Source organism: Pacificoceanicola onchidii (assembly GCF_004804335.1).
Taxonomy (GTDB): Bacteria; Pseudomonadota; Alphaproteobacteria; order Rhodobacterales; family Rhodobacteraceae; genus Pacificoceanicola; species Pacificoceanicola onchidii.
Window position 1 is genome coordinate 375,471 of record NZ_SRXY01000002.1, and the last position, 24,592, is coordinate 400,062.

The window sequence follows — 24,592 nt, forward strand, 5'->3', positions numbered from 1 at the left end:
CCATTTTCGGAGACCCCAATGCGCCGCCGTCATTTTCTCGCCCTCAGTTCCGCAACCCTTCTTGCTGCCTGCGCGACCGGCGGCGGGGGCAGCCTTGCGCCCAACTCGACCATCATCATCACCCGGCACGCCGAGCGCTCTGGCGAGGATCTGAACGATGCGGGCCGCGCGCGGGCGCAATTGCTGGTCTCGGTGCTGGCAGACACCCCGCTCGACGCGATCCACAGCCCCGGAATTCAGCGCAACCTCGACACCGCCGCCCCGCTGCTGGCGGCGCGCGGCCTCGAGATCGAGCGGATAGCGCAGGAGAACCCCACCCCTCGCCTGACCCGGTCCGCAGCCGGGCGCACGGTGATCTGGGTTGGCAACAAGGGCAATATCGCGCAGATCTGGGAAGACCTCGCCCTGCCCGGTAACGCCCCGCTGGAATATGGCGATCTGGTCTTCATTCGCAGCGATGCGGCGGGCAACGTCACCGTCGAGCGCCAGACCTACTGACGCCTACCACGCGATTGGCGTGCGGTCCCGGAAGAACCCGCCCGACGGGCCGTCCGGGCCAAGCGTCGCCAGCCAGATGGCTGTATCGGCGCCTTCCTCGGGCGTGCGCGGCGCGCTGGCTCCGCCCATGCGGGTGTGCACCCAGCCGGGACACATGGCGTTGACCTTGACCGTTTCGGGCAGGGTCCGCGCCGAGGCCACCGTCAGAGCGTTCAAAGCGGCCTTGGCCACGCCGTAAGACGCAGGCCCTTCGATCCCATCCGAAAACGCGCCCCAGCCGGAGGACACATTCACAACCCGGCCAAAGCCGCTCTGCACCATATGCGGCGTCAAATGATGCATGAGCCAATAAGGCCCGTTCAGCATCACCGCCATACAGGCTTCGAAATCATCGGGATGGTCGAGCACATTGCCCGCACCCAGAACCCCGGCGTTGTTCACCAGAACATCGACAGCGCCCATCGCTTGAACAGCCTCGGCGATGCTTCGCGGATCTGCCACGTCCAGCCGGACGACCCGTGCACCAACGCGCGCCGCCGCCGCCTCGCCTGCCGCGCCATCACGTGCGCCGATAATGACCTCGAAACCCGCGTCCACAAGCCCTTTGGCAATGGCCAGACCGATCCCCCGGTTGCCCCCGGTTACAAGCGCACGTTGCATGCCCCGCCCTTTCTTGCTGATCCTAAGGCCAAGATGCCCCGGTTCCGGCTGAAGCGAAAAATGGAACCGGGGCTCTTGTGTTTGTCAGGCCTGGAAGAAGTCCGCCACCGCGTCAGCCGACGCTATGACCACATCCGCCCGGTCGTAGAAATCGAACTGGGTGACGTCTTCGCCCAGCCAGACCTTCTCCAACGGCGCCTTGGTGCGCGCCTCATAGGCGGCCGCGCCGGCGGGCAAGGCGATGGCGGGAGAGCCGACCATCAGCACCGGTTTGTCCAACTGGTCCGCGGAGGCCTGCGCATCATAGGTCAGCCAGGGCTTCCACGAGGCCACGGCAAACTTGTTGTCATAGGCCGCGATCAGACCGCGATCCGCCTCGGTGTAATAAGGCGCGCCAAACATGACAGAGCTGTTGTCGGTCGGGCTCGCCGCCAGGAGCACATTGCCGTCATCAGCCTCGCTTGCGGCGATCAGGCCTTGTGCCGCCTCCGCGCCGCCGTAGATCTCTGCCGCCATAGCCGGATCATGCAGCCACGGGGCCACGAGCGCCAACCTGCCAAGCCGCGCATCATTGGCGACAGCATCTGCCATGTATCCCGACGAGGCACAGATCCCGAGGCCGGACAGCGCGCCGACATCCGCGCGCGCATTCATAAACGCCGTGGCCGCCAGAATGTCCGCGGTCTTCACCGCCGGATCCTCGACATAACGCGGCGCGCCGTCGCTTTCGCCCCAGCCGGTGAAATCAAAGGCCAGCGCCGCAAAACCCCGCGCAGCCAGTTCGCGCGCATAGGTGCCCGCCATCTGTTCCTTGACGGTGGTCCAGGCGCCGGTGACGATCGCGCCGGGCAATGCGCTATGGGCGTCTTCTGGCTTGTAAAGCGTGCCTATTAGGGTCACGCCGTTGCTGTCAAAACGAACGATCTCGCGGGCAACGCCAGCCTTCTGTGGAGTGTTTTGCAGGTTGATAAGGGTCATGCTGTGCTCCCGTGCATGTCAAGAAAATCAGAGGCCCGGCGTGTTGCGGACAAAGGTGTTGCCGCGTTCGGCGGTGGCATGGAAGGCCATGAAATTCACTTTCCAGCCCTCTGCGGTGCGGACAAAGCCATGGGCATAGCTGCCCCAGACCTCCCAGAGCGGATCGCCTCCGTTCTCTTCAAGCCCGCCGCGCGCCATCCTGTTCCAGGCGTATCCGCGCGAAACCAACATCGCCGCATCTGCGCCTTCGAAGGTCACGCGATGGTTGCCGCGCAGGTGAAAGCTCTCTTTCTCCGCCGTCAGGTTCCCGGACCATCCGGCAATCAACTCTTCCGCCGGAATCAAAGCGGGCGCGCCGCCAACCAGCGAGGTGAAATCCACGCGGATCTCATCGGTGAAGAAGCTGCGCGCGAGGGTCCAGTCCTTGGCATCCACCGCCCCGTCCAGAGCATCGGCGATCCGCGTCATCTCGGCCACGTCAACAATGGTGTCGGCGGTGATGGGATCCCCTTGTGGCAACGGGCCATCGGCAAAGGCAGCGGAAGCCGCCAGCGTGCTGGCCAGTAGAAGCGATTTCATCGGTCTCTCCTTTCGTCCGTGTTTCGTTGAAAAGAGAGATATCCCAAGGCGCATTCTGCGATAATATGGAGATCAGGCAGCACACAGATGTATGAAATCGCATAATGAGACTACCTCTTACCACGCTTGAAGTGTTTGACGCCATCGCCCGCGAAGGCTCTTTCAAAGGGGCCGCCGCCCGCCTGGGCCTGCAGCCTTCGACCGTCAGCCATCAGCTCAAGGCACTGGAAGAGCGGCTTGGCACAGCGCTGATCATCCGCACCACGCGCGCGCTCAGCTTGACCGATGCCGGCCGCACGCTTCTGCGCGGCGCGGGTCCGGCTTTCGAGCAACTCAATGATGCGGTCGAGAATGCCCGATCCGAAGGCGGCACGCCGCGCGGCACGTTGCGGCTGGCGATGCCGGAGTTTGTCTACAAACTGCTTGTCGGCCCGGCGCTAAGCCCGTTCAGGGAAGCTTACCCGGAAATCGAACTGGAACTGTCGCTGACCGATGCTCTCTCGGACATTCTGGGTGAGGAAATGCACGCGGGGTTTCGCCTCGGCGACCGGATCGCGCAGGACATGGTCGCCATTCGCCTGACCGCTGCCTTGCCCCTTGCCGTATTGGGCAGCCCGGAGTTTCTCGCGTGTCACGGCACGCCGGAGCACCCCGCCGACCTGCTGGATGCCCCTTGTATCCGGTATCGTTTCCAGACCGCGCGCCGCATTGCCCGTTGGGACTTCCAGCAGGACGGGCGCGGGTTCTCCGTGGATGTTAAGGGCCCGCTGGTGGTCAATACGATCCCCACGGTCATTGACCTCGCCCGGAAAGGCGCTGGTCTGGTCTACACCTTCCGGGACTACTGCAAGGACGAGATCGCAACCGGGCAGTTGGTGCCGGTTCTCGAGCGTTTTCTGCCGGACACGCCGGGTATCTACGTCTATTTCCCGCGCGAATACCGCAGCATGGTGCCGCTGCGGCTGTTCACCGAGCATCTCAGAGCCTTCGCGCGGGCCGGGGTCAACGATCAGGCGTGAACGAAGTGCAGCCGGTCGAACGTGCTGCGCCATGCGGCGGTCTCGGCAGCGATGTCTTCGCCCCGCAACCCACGCTGTATCAGCCCCGCTAACCGGTCCGCGTCCGCCGCGGTCATGCCCCAGCGCACCAGTTCCGGCGTACCGATGCGCAGACCGTTCATGTCTCCCGCCACCTCTGGCACCGGCAAGCCGATCCCGCAGGCCAGGAACCCCGCCTTGCGCAGCGTTTTGGACGCTGCCTGACCGCCGCCGAACGGCTCAGCCAGAACCGCAAACTGATGCGAGTTGGTAAAGCCTTCACGGCCTCCAAACACCGCAACGCCCCGATCATCCAACCCCCGCGCAAGAGCCTGCGCCATGGCGATCATCTCCGCCGCATAGGCCTGCCCGAAGTCGCGCCAATCGAGCATCGTCACCGCCAGCGCCGCCGATTTCGCCGCGTCAAAGTTCGCCGTCATGCCGGGAAAGGCGATGGCGTCCAAAGCCTGCGCAATCTCTGCGTCATTGCTGACAATCAGCCCACCCGCCGGACCGCCAAGGCTCTTGTAGGTGCTCATGGTCATGAAATGCGCGCCCTCGGCCAGAGGATTGCGCCAGGCCCGCCCCGCGATGATCCCGCATTGATGCGCCGCGTCGAACATGACCTTCGCACCGATCTCATCGGCAATGGCCCGGACCTCCTTGACAGGATGCTCAAACAGGTTGAGGCTGCCTCCGATGGTGATCAGCTTGGGCCGCTCCGCACGCGCCATCGCGCGCAAGGCCTCCAGATCAACCGTATAGCCATCCGCATCTGTTGGGGCCTCCAGCGTGCGCAGCCCATACAGCCCTGCACAGCCCGCCCCGTGGTGGGTCACATGGCCGCCAATTGACGCGGGCGGCGCGATGATCGTATCGCCCGGCTGACAGGTCGCCATGAAGCCATAGAGATTGGCAATCGCCCCCGAAGGCACCCGGATCTCCGCGAACTTCGCGTCGAAAACCTCTGCGCAGAGTTCGGCGGCGATCACTTCGATCTCTTCAATGGCCTCGAGCCCCATTTCGTATTTGTCGCCGGGGTAGCCCACCGACGGGCGCGAGCCGATGCCCGAGGCCAGCAAAGCTTCTGCACGCGGGTTCATCACGTTGGTCGCGGGGTTGAGGTTGAAGCATTCGCGCTCGTGGATGTCCCGGTTCTGCTGTGCCAGATCTTCGATCCGGGCCAGCACGGCGCGCGACTCCGCCTCTGCGGTGCCTGCGGCAATCTTCTGAACCAAGGTCTCGCACTGCGCTGGCACCCAGTCTCTGGCTTCTATCGTCATCGCTCATCTCTCCTGATCTGTGCCCAGATTGACCACATCGAATGACAACGCAAATCAGTTTTGCTATTTCTTGGCCCAGAAAAACTAAGCCTGAGTTGCCATGCCCGTCACCCCCCGCCGCCCCAAAGGCCCGCCTCTCAACGCCCTGCGCGCCTTCGAGTCGGCTGCGCGGCTTGGCAGTTTCACCGCCGCCGCCGAAGAACTGGGTGTCAGCGCCGGGGCGATTTCACAGCATGTTAAAACCATCGAGACATGGGCTGGCATTGCGCTGTTCGAGCGCCGGGCGCAGGGGGTCGCACTGCTGCCCCACGCTCAGAAACTGGCGCTGTCTTTCACCGATGCCTTCGACCAGCTTGCCGCTGCCACGCAAAACCTGCGCGGTCTTGCCCCGCACCCGGACGTCCACATCGCCGCTTTGCCCTCGATCGCGCAACTCTGGCTGCCAGCACGGCTCGGCCGGTTGCGCGCGGCGCGCCCCGATCTCAACATCTCCGTCACCGCCATGGAGACGCCGCCCCACCTGTCGCGGGAACTCTTTGATCTGTCGATATTCTTCGGTGTTCCGGATGAAACAGCTGATCAGCTCGTCCTGTCCGAAGACAGGCTCTTCCCGGTCGCGTCGCCCGGTCTCGCCTCCGAGTTGGATATGCAAAGCGCGCCGTTGCTGCATGATCAAACCTGGGCAAGCGACTGGCAAATCTGGGCGTGCGAGACCGGCACCGCGATCGGCAATGCCGCACGCGGACCGCGATATTCGCTCTATGCTCTCGCTGTCGAAGAGGCCAAGACCGGTGCCGGGGTTCTGATGGGCCACGCCAACCTGATCGAAGCGCCACTCCGCTCCGGGCAGCTCGTTCGGGTTTCAGATCAGGACTGCCCGAGCGGTCAATCCTTGATCATCAGCCTGCCGCACAGATCCCGCCGCCATCCGGACACCGACACCATTTTGCACGTTCTGACAGCGGACGATTGAACGAACCGCACTCGGGCTTCATCAATCAGGCTTGACTTGAAGGAAGAGATAGGGGCAGCCCGTAGGGGCGCTCACTAATTGTGAAAAATCAGAAGGTTACACTGTACCAGTATCGGCTTTGAGAGCACGGGAAATCAATGGGTTACATTTGCATTTGTATCACGCAATCGCTCAGGCATCTTCGGCAGATGTTCAGGCCCATCGACGCCATGCGCGATCGGCCCGAAGCAGACATGACCAATCTGTACGTCAGCCGAAAATCGGAAGTTTGATGTGCGCGCTAAGTATTTTCTGCTCCGATTAGAAAGTAGCCTTTCTTGGCGGCCTCTGGATTCGTAGGCGAGAACCCGACATTCTCTGAGAAACTCTCTTGCGCCGAGCCATCCGCCTGAATTAGGCGCCGAAATTGGGTGATGGCGGTTTCGCTGGTGCTTTCGATGCTGACATGAAAGAGATCTCTCGCGAAATATTCTTGGCATATGTGCAAGACGAAGACGCGGCCGGGGCCTTTTGAAGCAATCCTGCAGGTCTTAATTAGAAGCAAAACTTGGCTTCAATTTCCTTGATCGGCAAAGGTCGAAAACGACTCTCTTGCTGCATGTCTCAACCACCGGTGCGCTGAATCGTGCTCGAACTTTCGATGCCAGGAAAAATACATTTTCTGAACAAAGAAGTTTTTCGGGAGCATTGTTATCGAAAGCCCGTAAATCGGCGCGATATATTCTGCAAAAGTCACAGGCACCATCGCGATCAGGCCGGTCCCTTTGACCAGGCCGGGGGCGGATCTGAGGCTGTGATAAAGTACGCTGTGCGGCCCCTCTTTGTTCGACATGTTCACCTTTGTCAGATTCATGACCGCACCAGCCCGCAGGTTCAGGGAGGCTTTGCTCATCGAGAGGAAATCAATCAGCTTTTTGTCTGACCGTTCGATAGGATGGCCTGGGTCGTGGATAAGACAAAGATCAGTTTCATGCACAAGTTCGAAAGCGATCTCGTGCATCATCTCGGGTGCAAGGTGGAACACCAGATCCGCAGAACCATGCAGCAAGACTTCCATGATCGGTTCTGATCGGGGGGACACCAGTTCAAACGTCAGGTCAGGATTCCCGGCCGTTTCCCGAATGAGCGGTGGGACGATAAAATCTTCCGACCAATCCATGATCATCAATTTGAAATGGCGGGTCGCGGTTTTTGGATTGAAATCGCTTTCAATCGATAGGTCTTCCTGAAGAGCAAGCATGGCGCGTCGAATGGGGGCAGCAATCCGGTCAGCATAAACCGTCGGCTCGACCCCGTTACCACGACGCACAAAAAGCTTGTCACCCAGCTGCTCACGCAGCCGTCTTAACGCATGCGACATACCAGGTTGGCTTAGGTCCAATTGTCGGGCTGCGGCGCTGACTGACCGGGTTTCATAAATCGTGTGGAACACAGTCAGAAGATTAAGATCGACCTTAGATAAGTCCATAATATTCCATCAAAAAAAGGTGCCGCCACAAGGGAAGCGGCACCGACAATGATTAGGGTGAAATTTCAATTTGTTAATATAAGAGCTGCACGTCAACCTCGTATTTCACGTCGCTCCCCTTGTAGATGAATTCATAGGTCAGTGTCTTTGAAACGCCGGGGCTGCCAATGAATGTCGACTTTGACGGATCAAGCGTGCAATGATGAATGCCCACGATTGCCCGATTGTCATGTGTGTCTCGCTCGTTCGGCGGGCCTTTGGCCGCGTGTAGATCAACATAAAAGCTGTCATTGAACTTGATAACAGGACCCGGCCCCCATGTGGTGTCGCTGTCCTTGTCCATTTCACGAGAATTCCAGATTGGAAAGCGATACTGCCCGGTTATTTCGGAGGGATCGTCCGTCGCATCATAGCGATTGCTGCCGGTATCGGAATCGAACGTGTAGGGCGGACAATCGCCATCAGCGAAGTAGTGCATCATGACATTGTCGTTGTTGTTGTTTGACCACGAACTGATGCAGCGGATTTCGGTCACAATCGCGGCATGGTCATAGTCACCTGACTGGTAACAAGGAGTGTTGCCCGGCAATGCGCCCGCAAAGAAATGCGCTTCTTGCACATCGGCACCATCGCCCAGGCCGATGCCTGTCCCAACAAAGGTGGCCTTGGCTTTGTCGCGGATTTTCGCGACGTCAAATTCGCCATCAGTCTTAAGGTCTTCGTTTTCCTCATCGTCGTCTGAGTAGCTCGCATAGGCCACGCCTTCGACATCCAGACCATCGCCAATATCTGCATCGACACCAATAACGCGACCGGAAAAGTCTTTGGGCTCAACATACCATATTCCCAGGGCAAGCTCTCCATCCAGCGCGACATCAGCGCCTTCCAGAAGGCCACCACCCGCATAGATTGCCGAGTCCAGGTCCTCCTTGTCACCACCCATGCCGACAAATTGGAAATCATCGCGCGCCACAGCGATGCCAAAGGCACCGGTGACTCCAAAACAGATGTCTGCTGTCGCCATGACACCCAGAGAGATGCCTTTTATCTTGGTGTCGAGGACGGTGGATTGAAGCGCCTCACCGATGTCTTTGAACGCGGTGGAGACGATTGCCTCTTTCAACAGATCTTCAAGGTCTTGCGGGTCCGTTGTCGCAATAATCTCTTGTCCGGCAGAGCTTGTCGCCCAGGCCGCCACGTTGGATCGGATCGCAGATATCAGCGTGTCCGACGGCGTTTCGTTATCCGGCGCGGGCAACTGTTCGACGGCACGGATCGTATAGGTGATCTCGTAATCCGCTTCACATGCGTTTTTGTCGTCGCGTTCGGTAAACGTGCCAACGATGTCCGGGCCGCCGTTCTGCGCCCGAAAACACCCGAAACTGGCCAAAGGATCGGCGGAGTCGATTTCATTGGTGGCCCCGTCGCGGTCGTAAAGCTGAACGGTTATGGCGTTGGAGAAATAATAGATTTGTCCTGACACCGTACCGTTGTCGGTCAAATCCCACGCATCGCCAGAGCCCATGCTATGCGCGCCGAACACCGGGTACCGACAAGGCCCGTTGCCATCGGATTGCACAATGATTTCAACGTCGTCTTCGATGCGCCCGCTGTCACCTGTGCGATTGCAGGTCACCGTTTGGATTTCGATACTATACATCTGATTTCTTTCTATTTTTGTAAAACAAGGCTCAGGCGGACAATTTGACTTCACGCGTCACGCCTGCCGAGGGCGCAGTCTTTGCAGCCAAGCGATCTGAAATATGTGCGGGCACCAAGCGCGCAGCCACGAGGCGCAGCATCTTCAGTTCCGGGACAATGCGTTCTACCCCGTAGAGATCCAAGTATTCCGCATAGTTGTCAAAGCCTTGACGCCCAGGGCAGTCGATAAACGTCTCTGATGCCGCGCCATTGGCAAGGATCACTTCATGCGCTTCGGTTTCAATGTGATAGATGCTGTAACTGTCCGGAAAGTCCGCCAGTGGCACCCAATCAATAGTGTCGCCATTCACCAGCGCGGAGGCGTTGATCACCAGCCCATCCAAAACCATGCCATGATCGCCGGTCACAAGCAGGTCCGAGTGTGGCAGCCCCTTGCCAAAGGCCCCGGCACGGATGCGCACCAACTGCCCCTTCCACCCTTTGAAACACTTGTGAATGGTTTGATGACCCAGCCAAAGAACCGGAACATTGCGGCCATCAACCGTTGAGACAAGATCGCCAATCTTCAGATCCTCGACATTGCGTTCACCTTGCGGTGTCGCAATCTGGGTGCCCGCCGCGTAGCAGAAGGTAAAAGGATCAGTTGTGTTGACGGTAAAGGTCTGATTGTGCAGCCCGTTCACGGGGGTCAGCAGAAAATAATGCCCGGTGACATCGTTTTGAACGATCGGATAGCCCTCTGTGGTGGCGCCAGCCAACACAACCTTTTGGCTCGTAATGGCGCTCCAGTCCAATTCGGCCCCTATGGCCAATATCCCGTCATCGGTGCCGTCCTCCGTGTCAGACAACGTTGTCGTGACAGAAATTGGTGGAATAAACGGCACGGTAACTGTCCCAGTCGACAAATTCACCCCGGAAAGGCCGTAGTAGTAATCATAAGTTGTGGTGACCATGTCATCCCCTTCATTCTTAACAAAGCTAGGGAACGGTGTATTCAAGACATTGCGATGCGGATATCCAACCGGAAGAATGCGCAACATTCCTTTCGCGAATAACCTTGAACATGTCCATCAAACGGACGGACCCACTGGTACGCCCGCGCGGAACACTTCTTATGACCACTAGTATATAGCGCGCACGGACATGACTTTCGGAGATCACAATCGTTCAACTTGAGATAGGTGAAACCGAGAATCCGATGTTTCCGCATCCGCCGCGAACGGTAAGTTCAGCGGCCCGCCCCGCCACATTCTTGGGCCCGTTCAATGACCGAAAAGTGCCGTGCGCGAAACATTGCAAACTCCGCTTTCTGCGCAAACTGGACGCTACCTTCTGCTGCAAGCTCTACGGAAAGACGACTAGGTCCCAGTGTCAGCCGAATCTCAACCGTCCACGACCAACAGTTAAAATCCTGATCAGGTTCAAGGGGCGACCACCTTGTGCGGTATTCGGTCGGCAAGCAAGCGTGATACCCTAGGCCTGCGCTACAAGGCGGGTATTGGTGACCGCCACGTGGCCTCCCGTCCTGATCAGGTTTTCCAAGTTAACACGACAAATCACATCTGCGGCGCGTTGCGTTACGCGTCTTTCAGGCCGAGATATGCAGCGTCGAGCCGGAAGCCCTGCACAGCGCAAAAGGCCTGAACTGTCCCCAAAGGGGATGACATCGGACAGCTATGACCCAGGAACAGACAGGGAACAATGAACCACCTGCGATTCCTGATACAAAACCGGTGAAAAAGTGAATGATTTCAACGCTATTTTTGGATAGTGGCAGCCCGTAGGGGAATCGAACCCCTCTTTCCAGGTTGAAAACCTGGCGTCCTAACCGATAGACGAACGGGCCACTCTGGTGCGCTGCGTTGTTGGCGTGTTGTCCAACCCTGCGGCGTGAGGCGGTTTCTATGAAAAGCGCGGCGCGCTTGCAAGCGGAAAGTTGAACTTTTTTCGCGCCGGACGAAGAATTTTTAAGTTCAATTATGGAAGCGAAAAAAATGAACCTTTTCAGGACTTTATTTTATCACCCCGCCGCAGGGGCCGCGTCCTCAAGTCTAAGTTGAACAGAGCGCCGCCCGCCCCACTCGTTTATGTCGAGTCGCCCGGCCAAATGGAATCGCCGCCCGCCGTGGTTGGTCAACGCTTGGCCAAGCGGTCCGTCGAAGGCGCCAAACGCGATCCCTTCGAGCCGCCCGCCCAATCCATCGTCACAGGCGATCTTGAGATGGCCCGTGCCCACCTGCCGCGCATAGCTGATCCGTGCATCCGCGATGGCAAACCTTGGCCCCGGCGCGCCCTGGCCAAACGGTCCGGCTTTCTCCAGCGCTTCGACAAGGTCAAGGCTGGCCGCGCCGGGCATGAGCATTCCGTCCACCCGCAAATCCGCCGGGCCCGCGTTGCCTGCGCCTTGCTTGCCCAACAGCTCTGCCAGCCGGTCCATGGCGGCCTCCAGCTTGTCCTCGGCCACGGTCAGCCCCGCCGCCATCCGGTGCCCGCCGCCTTTGATCAGCAGCCCTTCGCTCGCCAATCGCTGTACCGAAACCCCCAGATCGACCCCAGACACGGACCGGCCAGAGCCTTTGCCTTCGCCGTTCTCCAGCCCGATGACCACCGCCGGACGGTTGGTCAACTCCTTGATCCGGCTTGCAACAATGCCCACAACACCCGGATGCCAGCCCTCGCCCGCCGCCCAGACCAAAGGCGCATCCAGCCCGCGCTCCTCCGCCTGCGCCAAAGCCGCCGCGCGCACGGCGGCCTCGATCTCGCGCCGCTCGGCGTTGAGCATATCGAGGCGCTCCGCCATGGCCTGCGCCTCGTGCGGGTCATCGGTCGACAAAAGCCGCGCGCCAAGGTCCGCCTGCCCGATCCGCCCGCCCGCGTTCACACGCGGTCCCAGGACAAAGCCAAGATGATAGGCCGCAGGCGCGCTTTCGAGCCGCGCCACGTCCGACAGCGCCACCAGCCCGGGCCGCGCCCGTGCGCCCATGACTTTCAGCCCCTGCTGCACCAGAGCCCGATTCACTCCTTTGAGCGGGGCCACGTCCGCCACCGTTGCCAGCGCCACCAGATCGAGCAACGCCATGAGGTCCGGCCCTTTGGCGCCTGCCTCCCGCAGCTGCCTTCCGGCTTCCACCAGCATCAAAAACACCACCGCCGCCGCGCAAAGATGCGCCAGATCGCCGGTTTCATCCTGCCGGTTCGGGTTCACGCAGGCCACGCAGTCCGGCAGGGTCTCGCCGCCAAGGTGGTGATCGAGGATCACCACATCCGCGTCCTTGGCCGCCGCAATCGCGTCATGAGACAGCGTGCCGCAATCGACGCAAAGGATCAGATCATGCTCTGCCGCCAGCGCCGCCATAGCGGGCTCGTTCGGGCCATAGCCTTCGTCGATCCGGTCCGGAACATAGAGCGTCGCTTGCCGCCCCATCTGCCGCAGCCAGTGAATGAGCAGAGCCGCCGAGCTACCGCCATCCACGTCATAATCGGCAAAAACCGCGATCCGCTGCCGCCCGCGTACAGCCTTCAGAAACCGCGCCGCCGCGGTTTCCATGTCTTTCAAAGAGCGCGGATCCGGGAGCAAATCGCGCAGCTTGGGTTCAAGGTATCCCGGTGCTTCTTCGGGCGCGACGCCAAGCCGGGCCAGCACCATGGCCAGCCCGCGCAAATAGCCATGCGCCTGAACCAGCGCTTCGGCCTGGCGTTCCACCTCGACAGATGGCCCAACCCAGCAGCGCCCGGTCAGGCTGGCTTCAACCCCAAGATACCCCAAACAACCCCCTGTTTCTTTGTGCTCAAAATATCCCGGGGAGCCCAGGCAGCTATGCTGCGGCGGGGCAGAGCCCCATCCCGCTTAGCTCGCCGGGTTGCGGTAGGTCATCCGCCGCACGGAACCGGTTTTGGACCGCATCAGCAGCGTCTCGGTTGTGAGCCAGCCCACCTCACGCTTGATCCCCGGCAAAAGCGAGCCGCCGGTTACGCCGGTGGCGGCAAAGATCACGTTGTCGGTGACCATCTCGTCGCGGGAGTAGATCTTGTCGAGATCGGTGATCCCGGCCTTCGCCGCGCGGCCCCGCTCATCATCGTTGCGGAACAGCAGGCGGCCAAAGATCTGACCACCCATGCATTTCAGTGCCGCTGCCGCCAGAACACCTTCCGGCGCGCCGCCGGAGCCCATGTACATGTCGATACCGGTGATATGCGGCTCCGCGCAGTGCATGACGCCCGCCACGTCACCGTCGGTGATCAGGCGAATGCCTGCGCCGGTGGCGCGCACTTCGGCAATCACGGACTCGTGGCGCGGACGCTCCAGGATACAAACGGTGATGTCGTTCGTGGTGCAGCCCTTGGCCTTGGCAAGCGCTTCGACACGCTCTTTCGGGGTCATGTCGAGCGTAACAACACCCGGCTCGAAACCCGGACCAATGGCCAGCTTGTCCATGTAGACGTCTGGCGCGTGCAGCATGGTGCCGCGCGGGCCCATGGCGATCACGGTCAGTGCGTTCGGCATGTCCTTGGCGGTCAGCGTCGTGCCTTCCAGCGGATCAAGCGCGATATCCACACCGGGGCCGTCGCCGTTGCCCACTTCCTCACCGATGTAAAGCATCGGCGCCTCGTCCCGTTCGCCTTCCCCGATGACCACAACACCCTTGATGTCGAGCTGGTTCAGCTGATCGCGCATGGCGTTGACGGCGGCCTGGTCTGCGGCTTTTTCGTCGCCACGGCCTATCCAGTCCGCGCTGGCGATGGCGGCTTGCTCAGCCACACGCGCCAGCCCGAGGGAAAGCATGCGGTCATTGAAATCGATGGGGGTGCTCATGGGCGGTGTCCTTTGGTGCAAATGCTTGGCCGTGGTTTAGCCTGACCCCGCCCCAAGCAGCAAGGGTTGCTGGCGCTAACGGGCCTGTCTCAGACTTCCTCGATGCGCAGGGCGACAGGTTCGGAAGAGATCACGCCGGTTGTGGCCATCCGGGCCAGCGCATCATCCAGCGCGGAGCGCGTGGTCTTGTGCGTGACAATCAGGACCGGCGCGCTGTTGTCCGCGTGATCGTACTGGCGCATGCGGTGAATGGAGAGGCCCGCTTCGCCCAGCGCGGTGGCGATCTTGGCCAGCGCGCCCGGTTTGTCCATCAGTTCCATGCGCAGGTAATACGGGGCCGGGGCCGCCGCCTGCGCCGGGGTACTCTTGACCAGCGTGCTGGCCGGTTGGCCAAAGGTGGTCACGCGCAAGCCGCGTGCGATATCCATCACATCGCCCATCACCGCACTGGCCGTCGGGCCTTCGCCGGCACCTGCGCCGCGCAGTACAACCTGCCCGACCTGATCGCCTTCGACCACCACCATATTGGTGCCGCCCTCAAGCTGGCCCAGCGGCGAGCTGGCGGGCACAAGGCAAGGCGCCATGGATTGCTCCAGCCCGCGCCCGGTCATGCGCGCCACGCCGAGCAGCTTGATGCGATAGCCCATGTCGGCGGCCTGCCGGATGTCTTCGATGCTGACGCGCTGGATGCCTTCGAGCTCAACCGAGTCGAAATCCACCTGCGTGCCAAAGGCGATGGAAGACAGCAACGACAGCTTGTGACCTGCGTCGATCCCGCCCACGTCGAGGTTCGGATCCGCTTCAAGATACCCCAGCTTGTCAGCCTCGTCGAAGAGCGCGTTATAGCCCTGCCCCGTCGCCTCCATCCGCGTCAGGATGTAGTTGCAGGTGCCGTTCATCACGCCCATGACGCGGTCGATGCCGTTGCCAGCCAGACCTTCGGTCAGGGATTTGATGATCGGGATGCCCCCGGCCACAGCCGCCTCAAAGCGCAGCACGCAGCCTTTTTCCTCGGCCAGTTCCGCCAGTTCCTGCCCGTGATGCGCCAGCAGTGCCTTGTTCGCCGTGACCACATCCTTGCCCGCCTTCAGCGCCGCTTCGGTCGCCGCCTTGGCCGGACCATCGCTGCCGCCCATCAGTTCGACAAAAACGTCCACATCGTCGCGTGTGGCCATGACCACCGGATCGTCTTCCCAGGCATAGTCGGCCAGCGACACACCGCGATCCTTGTCGCGGTTGCGGGCAGAGACGGCCACGATCTGAACCTTGCGCCCGCTGCGCGCCTCCAGAAGCGCGGCCTTCTGACGGATGATCTTGACCACCCCGATTCCGACAGTCCCAAGACCGGCAATGGCAAGGCGCAGAGGACTGGACATGAGGAAGGCTCCTGATCTGAAAGAGGTGTTGCGCTCCCGTTATCCTTCTGCGCGCCGAGAGGCAACGGGACTTTGCCGGACTGCGTGATTTGCGCAACTTTTACGGTAGTCTCACGATGCATTCACAGCCCTTAGGCAATCTACCCCTGCCAGTATTTCGGCAACGCAACAGACCCACCATTTGAACAGGAAGGAAATTGACCCATGGCCTTTAATCCAAACCGCTCCACCATTGCGAGTTGCATGGCAGAACTGCGCGAGATCCAGAAAGAGTTCGGCATTGACCCGAAGCGCATCGTGACCTCGCGCGATCCGGCGGTGCGCAAGCTGGCCTATACCAAGCTGGATGTCTCAAACGTGCCGGACGGTTTCACCAAGACCCGCCTGCCGGTGTTCTTCGAAGAGCCAACGACGATGTACATTTCCGCCGGGGCCCCGGGCGCGAAAGTGCCGCGTCACAGCCACGACGAAGGCGATGGCATCCGCTTCATGATCAGTGGCTCGATCCGTTACGGTGACAATGAGCTGACCCAAGGCGACTGGATGTTCATCCCCGCCGGGGCCGATTACGAGTTCGAGGTCGGCCCGATGGGTGCGGTCATGTGCTACTGCTACTGCTGCTGCTGCGCCTGACCAAACCTCTCTCGCGCCGTGTTGCTCCCACGCGGCGCGGGATCATTCTTCTCTTATTTCAGACGCGACATCTGCCCTGCTGGGCGAAGCAGGCGTTACCCGTGGGAGGGCCCGACTTCGAGAGTGGCCTTGAGCGGCTCTTCATCTCACCCCAGGCGCGGAATCAAGGCCGCAGGCCGCCGCGCCTATCGACGGGCCGTCCCCCCGGCACGGCGATTGGGTTGTCGTATCGAGCCACACCTGTCTAACGCACCAGTGGCTGGGATAAATCGAGGGGGTCAAAGGGTGCATCGCCGCACCACGGCCCGTCGATAGGAGCGGCTTATGCACTGACAATGAGGTCCCGGATCAAGTCCGGGACGGGGTGAACTCAATGACTGCTCAAGGCCATTTGAACCAACTTCGCCCGGCGGAAAACCCGCCCCTACTGCATCGCCCGAAGCGCCGCCGCCTTCTGCCGCAGCCGCGCCAAACGGCTCCCAACACCGCGTGGCGCGGCGGAGAGGCGGCGCAATCGCGACGCCCGCGCCTGAAGGCCTGCAATCCGTCCTTCGATGCCCTGCGCCATTTCAACCGTAGCCCGCGGCTCCGGTCCGGTCAGCAAGCCATCCAGAGGCACCAGCTTTGGAAATGCCGCGTTCTCGACACCCGGCGTCTGGGCCGCGTCCAGTTCAGGGAAGGTCGTGCAGGCGCTCAGCGTCACGGCCAGCGCCATGGCGGCCGCCGTGATCTTGCCTCGTGTGCTGCTCTGCCCAGTCATGTCACCCTCATGCCGCAATGGCGCGGGCCGCGCAAGCGTATCGCTTGATCTGAACGCACGTTCAGTTACCCTACCCCCATGGCACGAACCCAAGGCAGTCACTCCCAGATCACCGGCCCCCGCGTGCGCGAGGCGGCGTTGCATCTCTTTGCGAAACACGGCTTCGCCGCCGTCTCCATGCGCCAGATCGCCCGCGAGGTCGGCGTGCAGGCCGGTGCGCTCTACAATTATACCCCTGACAAACAAGCGCTGCTGTTTTCGTTGATGAAAGGGCATATGGACGAGTTGCTGACCGACTGGCGCGCCCTGCCCGAAGGCGGCAGCGCTTTGGAGCGGCTCGAACGCTTTGTACGGTTTCACATCGGGTTTCACCTGCCGCGCCCGGAGAGCGTCTTTGTCTCTTATATGGAGCTGCGCAATCTTTCGCCGGAGAATTTCGCGGTGATCGAAGGGCTGCGGCGCGATTACGAGGATTCGCTGGAAGCGATTCTGCGGGCCGGGCTGGATGACAGGCTGTTTGACGTGCCGGACCCGAAGATCGCCACGCTCGCCGTGATTGCCATGCTGACCGGGGTGACCACCTGGTATCGCCCCGATGGCCGCCTGTCCGAGGACGAGGTTTCGGATCAATATTGGGCCATGGTGCGCAAATCCGTCGGCGCCTAGCCCACTGTTCCAAAACCACCCGCCAGCGCTTGACCCGGGGCGCGACGTTCGGTTCCCGCCGGCCAAAAGAAAAGGCCACCCCGAAGGATGGCCCCAAACATCTGTCGATGCTGTGCTGCGGTTCAGCCCTGACGGGCTTTAAACCGACGCTGCGTCTTGTTGATAACGTAGACGCGGCCCTTGCGGCGCACAACGCGGCAATCGCGATGGCGCTTCTTGAGCGAGCGGAGCGAGTTTGCGACCTTCATGATGGTCTCCTCAGTTCGTCGCGGCGCGCGAGCGCCATGCGGGTTGTTGCCAAACCTGCGGGATCATCCCGGAGGCGGTGAATTCCATGGTGGGCGATACTGGGATCGAACCAGTGACCCCTTCGATGTCAACGAAGTGCTCTACCGCTGAGCTAATCGCCCATGTTATGGCCTGCGCTGCCCCTTTTGCCCCGCATTCCCTGGTCTCCCAAACAAACGGGGCGCGGATGACCGCGCCGGTGGAGCGCTCTATAAGTGGAGTCGCAGAGGGGATCAAGCGCTTTTGAGAACAAGTTTTGCCCTCGTGCAAAAATTGCGTTTGATTTGGTCCGGGCCGCATGTCTTCATGCTCTCAAACCGCTCAACTGGCAGTCAAATAGCGCTTCTTTCGTGGAAAATCACGCTATATGCTCAGGTCAAAGGATCGTTGATGCCCAAAGTTGCCTATACCGAGTCCCTGCCTGACGTGACGACCTCGCCCACGGTGTTTGCCTCTCCACATTCGGGGCGGGATTATTCGTGGCATTTCCTGCGCAGCACGGTGCTGGACGAACGCCTGATCCGTACCTCCGAAGACGCCTTTGTTGATCGCCTGTTCGACTGCGCTCCGCAGTTCGGCGCGCCGCTCCTGCGGGCCGGTGCGCCGCGCGCCTATGTGGATCTGAACCGGGCGCTGGACGAGCTGGACCCGGCCCTGATCGAAGGTGTGCGGCGCGGCGGGCACAATCCGCGCGTGGCCAGCGGGCTGGGCGTGGTGCCGCGCGTGGTTGCGGGCGGACGTGCGATCTATCGCGGCAAGCTGACCCGGGCCGAGGCCGATGCCCGGCTCACACGCATCTGGAAACCCTACCACGCGCGGTTGCAACAATTGCTCGATGCCGCCCATGACCGCTTTGGCGAATCCATCCTGATTGATTGCCATTCCATGCCGCGCGAGGCGCTCGACAGCAGTGTCCGCAATGGCAAACCCCGCCCGGAGATTGTCATCGGCGATCGGTTCGGCGCCTCCGCCAAGGGCGAGATTGTCGATCATATCGAAGCCGCCTTTGTCGCGGCGGGCTTGCGCGTGGTGCGCAATGCGCCTTTCGCCGGGGCCTTCACCACCCAGCACTATGGCCGCCCGTCCAAAGGCCAGCACGCGGTTCAGATCGAAATCGACCGCGCCATCTACATGGATGAAGTCACGATTCGCCCGAACCAGAATTTCCATGACTTCCGCAGGTTGCTGCGGGGCGTCATCGCGGAAATCGCGGCGGTCGGGCGTCAGGATCAAACGCTCGCGGCAGAGTAACGCCCCCCTTGCGTTGACCGGCTTTCGTTGCATAGTGCCGCCATGACAGCCGGACCCAGATACCCCGCCCTCATCGAAAACCTGCCCTCCACCGTGCCGTTTGTCGGCCCCGAAGTACAGGAACGCCAGCGCGGCGCGCCATTTCTGGCCCGGGTCGGGGCGAACGAAAACGTCTTTGGCCCCTCCCCCAAGGCCATCAGCGCCATTCAAAGCGCGGCGACGGACATCTGGATGTACGCCGACCCCACGCACCACGAATTGATGGGCGCGCTTGAGGCTCACATGGGCTGCAGCCGCGATCACATCGTGATTGGCGAAGGCATCGACACGCTTCTGGGCTATCTGGTCCGTCTTCTGATCGAACCGGGTGACGCGGTGGTGACCTCGGACGGCGCCTACCCGACCTTCAACTTCCATGTGGCGGGCTATGGCGGCGCGCTGCACAAGGTGCCGTTCAAGGACGACCGGGAAGACCTCACTGCGCTGATGGCCCGCGCGGCCGAGGTGGACGCCAAGATCGTCTACCTCGCCAACCCCGACAATCCCATGGGCACATGGCACAGCGGTGCGGATATCGTGGCGGCTTTGGACGCCCTGCCGGACGGCTGCGTTCTGGTGCTTGATGAGGCCTATATCGAGTTCGCCCCCGAGGGCACCGCGCCGGACATCGCCGTGGACGACCCGCGCGTGATCCGTTTCCGCACCTTCTCCAAGGCCTACGGCATGGCCGGCGCGCGCGTGGCCTATGCTGTGGCCGACACAGGGCTGATCACCGCCTTCGACAAGATCCGAAATCACTTTGCCATGAACCGCGCGGCCCAGGCTGGCGCATTGGCAGCTCTGCAGGATCAGGACTGGCTGAACGACACGCTACGCCGCGTCACAGAGTCCAAGACCGAAATCAACCGTATTGCCGCGGCGAGCGGCCTGACCTGCCTGCCCTCCGCCACCAACTTCGTCGCCATCGACTGCGGCAGGGACGGCGATTTTGCGCGCGCGGTTCTGAAAGCCCTGATCGAAGAGGGCGTCTTTGTCCGCATGCCTTTTGTGGCGCCGCAGGACCGCTGTATCCGGGTCAGCGCCGGACGGCCCGAAGACCTCGCGATCCTCGCCGAAAGCCTGCCCAAAGCGCTGAAAGCCGCGCAAAATCCGGCTTGAACCCGCCCACGCGCGCCCGCCGCGAGAAAAAGTGAACTGACATCGCAGCATTCTGCGCTACCCTTCTGATCCAGCCTCAAGGCACAGGAGCGCAGGATGGACAATCGACACCCGAATGCCGTCGAAGATTACACGGTGACGAATCTCGTCCTGATCTTCGTGAACATGCTCTGGGTGTTTGCGGCGATCTGGACGGTCTGGGGCTTGCCCGTGGTGGTGCTGCTCGCGCTTGTGCTCAACCACATGATCACCCGGCTGGAATACCGAAAAGCGCGCAATGAGGCGCGATTCACCCGGTTCGAGCGGCCATCTTCCCGGAATTCGGGCCGCGATTAACCAAAAATTCAGGGCTTTGTCGGATCGTGGATGGGCGGCGCTCCCGCACGGGCGTTGCGCGAATAACAGATTTTCGCTGTCGAAAGGCCAGCCCATGGACCACCAACGCCCGCCCCTCGTCGAAGATCAGACAACGGCGCATCTGTTTCTGGTCCTGGTCAATCTGCTCTGGGTGTTTGCCGCAATTTGGTCAGCATGGGGCCTTGGCCCGGTGCTGATCCTCGCCGCCGTACTCAATCACCTGATCACCCGCCTCGAATGCCGCAAACGGCGCAAGGCCGGGCGCTTGCGCCCGACCGAGGAAATCTGATCAGGCGCCGAAACAGCCGGACAGATGTTCTGCCGCCGCCGTCACGCCGCCTTTGCGGTGCGGAATCTCCATAGCGGACAGCCCTGCCTCCACGGTGCCAAGCAGCCCGAGGATCATTGCACCGTTCACATGCCCCATGTGGCCAAAGCGGAAAAAACCCGTCCCTCCGGGATCATCCGGCTCTGACATGCCCAGACCAATCCCCAGCGTCACCGCCATTTTCTCGTCGGTCCAGGCCCGGAGCCGCGCCCCGTGTGGCGCGCCAAGGCGCAGGCTGGTCACCGCATGCGAGCGCAAAGCCCGATCCGGGATGTTCAGTGTCAAAGGCCCTTCCGCGCCCCAATGCTCCACCGCCGCCCAGATTGCGCCGGCCAGATCCGCGTGGCGCTGCCAGACGGCTTCGATCCCTTCCTCGCGGATCATGTCCAGTGCCACGCGCAGCCCGTAGAGGTGGTGCGTTGGCGCGGTGCCGTTGAAGAACTGATAAAACATCTCCGGCGCGGCCCGCTTTGTCCAATCCCAATAGCCCGACACCCGCGCCATGCCGCGCCGCACCTCTGCCGCGCGATCATTGAAAAACGCAAAACCCAGACCGGGCGGTGTCATCAGCCCTTTTTGGGACGCGGTGATCATCACATCGACGCCCCAGGCATCCATGCGAAACTCATCGCAGCCCAGCGAGGCAATGCAATCGGCCATCAAGAGCGCCGGGTGGTTCAGGTCATCAAGCACCGCCCGAAGCGCCGCCACATCGCTGCGCACGGAGGTTGACGTGTCGACATGCACCGCCAGCACCGCCTTGATCTCATGCGCTTTGTCCGCCTCCAGCGCCGCGCGCACCCGCTCCGGGTCAATGGCTTCGTGGCGATCATGGTCGATCAGGTCCACCTCGATACCCATCGCCTCAGCCGTCTCCGCCCAGCCATGACCAAACCGCCCCGAGGCCGGCACCAGCACTTTTTCACCCGGCGCAACCGTGTTGGCCAAAACCGCCTCCCACATGCCGTGCCCGTTGCAGATATAGATCGCCACGTGGCCATCGGTCTGCGCCACGTATTTCAGATCCGGCACCATGCCATGGACCATTTCCGGCAGCGCGCCTTCGTAAATATTGGGGGCCGCGCGGTGCATGGCCTGCAGGACCGCGTCGGGAATAACGGACGGGCCGGGAATCGCGAGGTACGGGCGGCCGTTGGCAAGTGTCATGGGGAACTCCATCTGCCCTGAAGTCAGGTCGCGCGAGCCTACTCTCATAGCCCCCGGCGTCAATGCCGCGCTTGCAACAAGGCCCCGCAGTCTCTACATCCGGCCCCTGAAATAAGGAACAGCCTCGCGATGTTGCGCAAACTTTGGACAGACTTGGAAAACGCGGAACGCCGGTTTCGCCGGTCCTGGGGCAAGGACATCTCCACCCCTGCCGAACGGCGCAAGGCGGTGTGGCATTACCACCTGTTTGACCATGCCATTCTGCGCACCTTCTGGACCAACTTCTGGCCCGTCGCGCCGGACGTCTGGCGCTCGAACCAGCCCACGCATGGGCGGTTCAAGAAATACGCGGCCATGGGTATCAAGACGGTGATCAACCTGCGCGGCGAGGACAAGTTCGCGCATTACCTGTTTGAAAAAGAGAGCACGGACGCGCTTGGCCTGACATTGGTCAACACCAAGCTCTGGGCCCGCGAAGCCGCCCCCCGCCGCCGCATCGTGGCGGTGATCGACGCCCTGCGCGCAGCGGAAAAGCCGCTGTTGTTCCACTGCAAAAGCGGCGCGGACCGGGCCGGGTTTGTCTCGGCGCTCTATCTGCTGGTGTTCGAAAACGCGCCGGTGGAAGAGGCCAAGAAACAGCTCAGCCTCAAGTTCATCCATCTCGATTTCACCGCGACAGGGGTGCAGGACTACATCCTTGAAATCTACGAAGCCCGCTTGGTTCTCGGGCAGATCGGGTTCGAGGACTGGATCCGCACCGAATATGAGGCCAAACCGATTCAGGCCGCCTGGGAGCGCCGCGCTCTCCCGCTCGACATCGCCCGCAGCCTGATGACCGCGAGCGCCGCCACATGAGCAAGAAGTTCAAGGAGCCTGAAAAGCCGGAGAACCCGGATGCGGTGCGCGGCCTCTTTGTCTGGCTCTGGCGTGGCTATCTGAAGCGCTACACCGGGCTGATGCTCGTTGCGATGCTCTTCATGTCCATCGAAGGCGCCATGTCCGGCCTGCTCGCCTACATGATGAAGCCGATGTTCGACGATGTCTTTGTCGGCGGCAATGCGGACGCTTTGTCATGGGTGGCTTTCGCGGTGCTGGCGATTTTTGTCACCCGCGCCGTGACCGGGGTCATCCAGAAAGTCCTGATCACCCGTGTCTCGCAACGCTCCATGGGCGATCTGCGCGAGGACATGGTCGATCACATCATGGACATGGACCACAGTTTTCACCAGGTCAACGGACCGGGGCTGATGATGCACCGGGTCGAAGGCGACGTGGGTGCGATTGCCAAGGTCTGGACCTTGCTGATCACCGGCGGCGGGCGCGATGTGGTGTTGCTTGTCTCGCTGTTCTGGGTTGCGATCACCATTGACTGGCGCTGGACGCTGGTGGCTCTGATCGGCCTGCCGGTCATGGTGGTACCTTCCGTGCTGCTGCAACGCTATGTGCGCCGGACAGCGCGGCGTCTGCGCGACGTGACCGCCTACATGTCCACCCATCTCAACGAGGTGTTCCACGGCATCACCCCGGTCAAGCTGAACCGGCTCGAACGGTATCAGTCCAAGCGTTACCGCGTTCTGACGCGCGGGCGCGTGCGGGCCGAGACCGAGGCGACTGCAGGCAAGGCCTCCCTGCCCGGCCTGATCGACATCATGAGCGGCATCGGCTTTGTCGGCGTTCTGCTCTACGGTGGCGGCGAGATCATGGCGGGCGAGAAAACCGTCGGCGATTTTATGGCCTTCTTCACCGCCATCGGCCTCGCATTTGAGCCGTTGCGCCGGCTTGGCGCGATCAGCGGCGCGTGGCAGCAGGCCGCCGCCAGCATCGAACGGATCAAGGGGCTGATGGACATGCAGCCCGGCCTCAAAAGCCCCGCCAAACCCGTCCCCCCGCCACAGGGTGTGCCCCAGATTGACCTGCGCGGTGTGTCGCTCAGCTATGGCGATGCGCCTGCTTTGCGCGATGTGACATTGGTGGCCGAACCCGGGCAAACCACGGCGCTTGTTGGCGCGTCAGGCGCGGGCAAATCGACGATTTTCAACCTGCTGACCCGCCTGGTCGATCCTGACACAGGCTCGGTTCAGATCGGCGGCATCGAGACGTCTGACATGGACCTTGGCGCCCTGCGGAACCTGTTTTCCGTGGTCAGCCAGGAAGCGCTTTTGTTTGACGAAACGCTGCGCGAGAACCTCGTGTTCGGCAAGGATGTTCCGGACGAGAAGCTCATGCCCGCGCTGGAAGCGGCGCATGTGACGAACTTCCTGCCCCGGCTCGAGCAAGGGCTGGAGACACCGGTGGGGCCGCGCGGCTCCAGCCTGTCAGGTGGCCAGCGCCAGCGCGTGGCCATCGCCCGTGCCCTTCTGCGCGACACCCCGATCCTGCTGCTCGACGAGGCGACCAGCGCTCTGGACACGCAATCCGAGGCGGTGGTTCAGGCCGCTCTGGACCGGCTCAGCCAGGGCCGCACAACGCTTGTCATCGCCCACCGGCTCACCACGATCCGCAACGCCGACAAGATCGTCGTCATGGATCAGGGCCGGGTTGTGGATCAGGGCAGCCACGACGATCTGATCACCCGCGACGGGCCGTACAAGGACCTCTACAAGCTGCAGTTCGACAAGTAGCAGGGAGGGCAGGTTCCGGCCTGCCGCAGTCACCAA

24 protein-coding genes and 2 tRNA genes are annotated in these 24,592 nt (G+C 61.6%); 11 read left to right on the plus strand and 15 right to left on the minus strand.

Annotated elements, in window-relative coordinates:
• Positions 1 to 18: 18 nt before the first annotated feature.
• Complete coding sequence (locus E4662_RS07005) at positions 19 to 498, plus strand: histidine phosphatase family protein (RefSeq protein WP_136440825.1); 480 nt, start codon at positions 19 to 21, stop codon at positions 496 to 498.
• Positions 499 to 501: 3 nt separating this feature from the next.
• On the opposite strand, the gene E4662_RS07010 is transcribed toward E4662_RS07005, so the two are convergent.
• The 3 genes from E4662_RS07010 to E4662_RS07020 all read right to left on the minus strand — a co-directional run bounded on the left by E4662_RS07010 (position 502) and on the right by E4662_RS07020 (position 2,715).
• Positions 502 to 1,158, minus strand: a complete 657-nt coding sequence (locus E4662_RS07010) for an SDR family NAD(P)-dependent oxidoreductase (protein ID WP_136440826.1) — start codon at positions 1,156 to 1,158, stop codon at positions 502 to 504.
• A gap of 84 nt (positions 1,159 to 1,242) precedes the next feature.
• Positions 1,243 to 2,136, minus strand: coding sequence for an alpha/beta hydrolase (locus tag E4662_RS07015; RefSeq protein ID WP_206080263.1), 894 nt, complete (start codon positions 2,134 to 2,136; stop codon positions 1,243 to 1,245).
• 27 nt (positions 2,137 to 2,163) lie between these two features.
• Positions 2,164 to 2,715, minus strand: coding sequence for a nuclear transport factor 2 family protein (locus E4662_RS07020; RefSeq protein ID WP_136440827.1), 552 nt, complete (start codon positions 2,713 to 2,715; stop codon positions 2,164 to 2,166).
• 104 nt (positions 2,716 to 2,819) lie between these two features.
• Here E4662_RS07020 and E4662_RS07025 point away from each other — a divergent pair, with 104 nt between their 5' ends.
• On the plus strand, positions 2,820 to 3,734 hold the full coding sequence (locus E4662_RS07025; RefSeq protein ID WP_136440828.1) for a LysR family transcriptional regulator: 915 nt from the start codon (positions 2,820 to 2,822) through the stop codon (positions 3,732 to 3,734).
• On the opposite strand, the gene E4662_RS07030 is transcribed toward E4662_RS07025, so the two are convergent.
• The gene (locus E4662_RS07030) at positions 3,725 to 5,035 is read right to left on the minus strand and encodes a serine hydroxymethyltransferase (RefSeq protein WP_136440829.1); all 1,311 of its coding nucleotides are present in this window, start codon (positions 5,033 to 5,035) and stop codon (positions 3,725 to 3,727) included. The genes E4662_RS07025 and E4662_RS07030 overlap by 10 nt on opposite strands.
• Before the next feature lie 100 nt (positions 5,036 to 5,135).
• On the opposite strand from E4662_RS07030, the gene E4662_RS07035 reads away from it, so the two are divergent.
• Positions 5,136 to 6,008 (plus strand): LysR family transcriptional regulator, encoded by an 873-nt coding sequence (locus E4662_RS07035; protein WP_136440830.1) that lies wholly within the window; start codon positions 5,136 to 5,138, stop codon positions 6,006 to 6,008.
• Between the two features lie 553 nt (positions 6,009 to 6,561).
• On the opposite strand, the gene E4662_RS07040 is transcribed toward E4662_RS07035, so the two are convergent.
• The 7 genes from E4662_RS07040 to E4662_RS07070 form a co-directional block, all read right to left on the minus strand.
• A complete protein-coding gene (locus E4662_RS07040) occupies positions 6,562 to 7,476 on the minus strand; it encodes a LysR family transcriptional regulator (RefSeq protein ID WP_136440831.1) in 915 nt (304 codons plus the stop codon).
• A gap of 73 nt (positions 7,477 to 7,549) precedes the next feature.
• Positions 7,550 to 9,136, minus strand: coding sequence for a hypothetical protein (locus tag E4662_RS07045; protein ID WP_136440832.1), 1,587 nt, complete (start codon positions 9,134 to 9,136; stop codon positions 7,550 to 7,552).
• A 31-nt stretch (positions 9,137 to 9,167) separates the two neighbouring features.
• Complete coding sequence (locus E4662_RS07050) at positions 9,168 to 10,178, minus strand: Hint domain-containing protein (RefSeq protein WP_136440833.1); 1,011 nt, start codon at positions 10,176 to 10,178, stop codon at positions 9,168 to 9,170.
• 731 nt (positions 10,179 to 10,909) lie between these two features.
• A tRNA-Glu gene (locus E4662_RS07055) sits at positions 10,910 to 10,984 on the minus strand.
• Positions 10,985 to 11,158: 174 nt separating this feature from the next.
• The gene (recJ, locus tag E4662_RS07060) at positions 11,159 to 12,904 is read right to left on the minus strand and encodes a single-stranded-DNA-specific exonuclease RecJ (protein WP_136440834.1); all 1,746 of its coding nucleotides are present in this window, start codon (positions 12,902 to 12,904) and stop codon (positions 11,159 to 11,161) included.
• A gap of 81 nt (positions 12,905 to 12,985) precedes the next feature.
• Entirely contained in the window at positions 12,986 to 13,951 is a 966-nt protein-coding gene (gene glpX, locus E4662_RS07065) for a class II fructose-bisphosphatase (protein ID WP_136440835.1), read from the minus strand.
• 89 nt (positions 13,952 to 14,040) lie between these two features.
• Positions 14,041 to 15,327, minus strand: coding sequence for a homoserine dehydrogenase (locus E4662_RS07070; RefSeq protein ID WP_136440836.1), 1,287 nt, complete (start codon positions 15,325 to 15,327; stop codon positions 14,041 to 14,043).
• A 204-nt stretch (positions 15,328 to 15,531) separates the two neighbouring features.
• On the opposite strand from E4662_RS07070, the gene E4662_RS07075 reads away from it, so the two are divergent.
• Positions 15,532 to 15,960: a cupin domain-containing protein gene (locus E4662_RS07075; RefSeq protein ID WP_136440837.1), complete on the plus strand. Its 429-nt coding sequence runs from the start codon at positions 15,532 to 15,534 to the stop codon at positions 15,958 to 15,960.
• A gap of 424 nt (positions 15,961 to 16,384) precedes the next feature.
• On the opposite strand, the gene E4662_RS24220 is transcribed toward E4662_RS07075, so the two are convergent.
• Positions 16,385 to 16,720, minus strand: coding sequence for a hypothetical protein (locus E4662_RS24220; RefSeq protein ID WP_206080264.1), 336 nt, complete (start codon positions 16,718 to 16,720; stop codon positions 16,385 to 16,387).
• A gap of 78 nt (positions 16,721 to 16,798) precedes the next feature.
• Here E4662_RS24220 and E4662_RS07085 point away from each other — a divergent pair, with 78 nt between their 5' ends.
• Positions 16,799 to 17,386 (plus strand): TetR/AcrR family transcriptional regulator, encoded by a 588-nt coding sequence (locus E4662_RS07085; RefSeq protein WP_136440838.1) that lies wholly within the window; start codon positions 16,799 to 16,801, stop codon positions 17,384 to 17,386.
• A gap of 122 nt (positions 17,387 to 17,508) precedes the next feature.
• Here E4662_RS07085 and ykgO read toward each other — a convergent pair whose 3' ends face one another.
• Both ykgO and E4662_RS07095 read right to left on the minus strand, forming a co-directional pair.
• Positions 17,509 to 17,634, minus strand: a complete 126-nt coding sequence (gene ykgO / locus E4662_RS07090) for a type B 50S ribosomal protein L36 (RefSeq protein ID WP_007792261.1) — start codon at positions 17,632 to 17,634, stop codon at positions 17,509 to 17,511.
• An 87-nt stretch (positions 17,635 to 17,721) separates the two neighbouring features.
• Positions 17,722 to 17,796 (minus strand) — tRNA-Val (locus E4662_RS07095).
• 268 nt (positions 17,797 to 18,064) lie between these two features.
• On the opposite strand from E4662_RS07095, the gene E4662_RS07100 reads away from it, so the two are divergent.
• The 4 genes from E4662_RS07100 to E4662_RS07115 all read left to right on the plus strand — a co-directional run bounded on the left by E4662_RS07100 (position 18,065) and on the right by E4662_RS07115 (position 20,729).
• Entirely contained in the window at positions 18,065 to 18,925 is an 861-nt protein-coding gene (locus E4662_RS07100) for an N-formylglutamate amidohydrolase (protein ID WP_136440839.1), read from the plus strand.
• Between the two features lie 42 nt (positions 18,926 to 18,967).
• Positions 18,968 to 20,083, plus strand: coding sequence for a pyridoxal phosphate-dependent aminotransferase (locus E4662_RS07105; RefSeq protein WP_136440840.1), 1,116 nt, complete (start codon positions 18,968 to 18,970; stop codon positions 20,081 to 20,083).
• 96 nt (positions 20,084 to 20,179) lie between these two features.
• On the plus strand, positions 20,180 to 20,419 hold the full coding sequence (locus E4662_RS07110) for a histidinol phosphate aminotransferase (protein ID WP_136440841.1): 240 nt from the start codon (positions 20,180 to 20,182) through the stop codon (positions 20,417 to 20,419).
• Positions 20,420 to 20,513: 94 nt separating this feature from the next.
• Positions 20,514 to 20,729 carry a histidinol phosphate aminotransferase gene (locus tag E4662_RS07115; RefSeq protein ID WP_136440842.1) on the plus strand — a complete coding sequence of 72 codons (216 nt, stop codon included), beginning with the start codon at positions 20,514 to 20,516 and terminating at the stop codon, positions 20,727 to 20,729.
• Here the strand turns inward: E4662_RS07115 and E4662_RS07120 are convergent, their stop codons facing one another.
• Entirely contained in the window at positions 20,730 to 21,935 is a 1,206-nt protein-coding gene (locus E4662_RS07120) for a pyridoxal-phosphate-dependent aminotransferase family protein (protein ID WP_136440843.1), read from the minus strand.
• Between the two features lie 129 nt (positions 21,936 to 22,064).
• Here E4662_RS07120 and E4662_RS07125 point away from each other — a divergent pair, with 129 nt between their 5' ends.
• Positions 22,065 to 22,790, plus strand: a complete 726-nt coding sequence (locus E4662_RS07125) for a phosphatase domain-containing protein (protein ID WP_136440844.1) — start codon at positions 22,065 to 22,067, stop codon at positions 22,788 to 22,790.
• Positions 22,787 to 24,556: an ABC transporter ATP-binding protein gene (locus E4662_RS07130; protein ID WP_136440845.1), complete on the plus strand. Its 1,770-nt coding sequence runs from the start codon at positions 22,787 to 22,789 to the stop codon at positions 24,554 to 24,556. The genes E4662_RS07125 and E4662_RS07130 overlap by 4 nt, the downstream gene beginning before the upstream one ends.
• Positions 24,557 to 24,592: the final 36 nt, after the last annotated feature.

What these genes read in the sequence shown, in the direction of transcription:
- E4662_RS07125 (WP_136440844.1), top strand. Translation starts at nt 22,065, where the DNA reads ATGTTGCGCAAACTTTGGACAGACTTGGAAAACGCGGAACGCCGGTTT.
- E4662_RS07070 (WP_136440836.1), bottom strand. Translation starts at nt 15,327, where the DNA reads ATGTCCAGTCCTCTGCGCCTTGCCATTGCCGGTCTTGGGACTGTCGGA.
- E4662_RS07020 (WP_136440827.1), bottom strand. Translation starts at nt 2,715, where the DNA reads ATGAAATCGCTTCTACTGGCCAGCACGCTGGCGGCTTCCGCTGCCTTT.
- E4662_RS24220 (WP_206080264.1), bottom strand. Translation starts at nt 16,720, where the DNA reads ATGACTGGGCAGAGCAGCACACGAGGCAAGATCACGGCGGCCGCCATG.
- E4662_RS07025 (WP_136440828.1), top strand. Translation starts at nt 2,820, where the DNA reads ATGAGACTACCTCTTACCACGCTTGAAGTGTTTGACGCCATCGCCCGC.
- E4662_RS07035 (WP_136440830.1), top strand. Translation starts at nt 5,136, where the DNA reads ATGCCCGTCACCCCCCGCCGCCCCAAAGGCCCGCCTCTCAACGCCCTG.
- E4662_RS07120 (WP_136440843.1), bottom strand. Translation starts at nt 21,935, where the DNA reads ATGACACTTGCCAACGGCCGCCCGTACCTCGCGATTCCCGGCCCGTCC.
- E4662_RS07130 (WP_136440845.1), top strand. Translation starts at nt 22,787, where the DNA reads ATGAGCAAGAAGTTCAAGGAGCCTGAAAAGCCGGAGAACCCGGATGCG.
- E4662_RS07115 (WP_136440842.1), top strand. Translation starts at nt 20,514, where the DNA reads ATGGACCACCAACGCCCGCCCCTCGTCGAAGATCAGACAACGGCGCAT.
- E4662_RS07010 (WP_136440826.1), bottom strand. Translation starts at nt 1,158, where the DNA reads ATGCAACGTGCGCTTGTAACCGGGGGCAACCGGGGGATCGGTCTGGCC.
- E4662_RS07105 (WP_136440840.1), top strand. Translation starts at nt 18,968, where the DNA reads ATGACAGCCGGACCCAGATACCCCGCCCTCATCGAAAACCTGCCCTCC.
- E4662_RS07085 (WP_136440838.1), top strand. Translation starts at nt 16,799, where the DNA reads ATGGCACGAACCCAAGGCAGTCACTCCCAGATCACCGGCCCCCGCGTG.
- E4662_RS07040 (WP_136440831.1), bottom strand. Translation starts at nt 7,476, where the DNA reads ATGGACTTATCTAAGGTCGATCTTAATCTTCTGACTGTGTTCCACACG.
- E4662_RS07110 (WP_136440841.1), top strand. Translation starts at nt 20,180, where the DNA reads ATGGACAATCGACACCCGAATGCCGTCGAAGATTACACGGTGACGAAT.
- E4662_RS07030 (WP_136440829.1), bottom strand. Translation starts at nt 5,035, where the DNA reads ATGACGATAGAAGCCAGAGACTGGGTGCCAGCGCAGTGCGAGACCTTG.
- E4662_RS07005 (WP_136440825.1), top strand. Translation starts at nt 19, where the DNA reads ATGCGCCGCCGTCATTTTCTCGCCCTCAGTTCCGCAACCCTTCTTGCT.
- ykgO (WP_007792261.1), bottom strand. Translation starts at nt 17,634, where the DNA reads ATGAAGGTCGCAAACTCGCTCCGCTCGCTCAAGAAGCGCCATCGCGAT.
- glpX (WP_136440835.1), bottom strand. Translation starts at nt 13,951, where the DNA reads ATGAGCACCCCCATCGATTTCAATGACCGCATGCTTTCCCTCGGGCTG.
- E4662_RS07075 (WP_136440837.1), top strand. Translation starts at nt 15,532, where the DNA reads ATGGCCTTTAATCCAAACCGCTCCACCATTGCGAGTTGCATGGCAGAA.
- E4662_RS07100 (WP_136440839.1), top strand. Translation starts at nt 18,065, where the DNA reads ATGCCCAAAGTTGCCTATACCGAGTCCCTGCCTGACGTGACGACCTCG.
- E4662_RS07050 (WP_136440833.1), bottom strand. Translation starts at nt 10,178, where the DNA reads ATGTTGCGCATTCTTCCGGTTGGATATCCGCATCGCAATGTCTTGAAT.
- E4662_RS07015 (WP_206080263.1), bottom strand. Translation starts at nt 2,136, where the DNA reads ATGACCCTTATCAACCTGCAAAACACTCCACAGAAGGCTGGCGTTGCC.
- E4662_RS07045 (WP_136440832.1), bottom strand. Translation starts at nt 9,136, where the DNA reads ATGTATAGTATCGAAATCCAAACGGTGACCTGCAATCGCACAGGTGAC.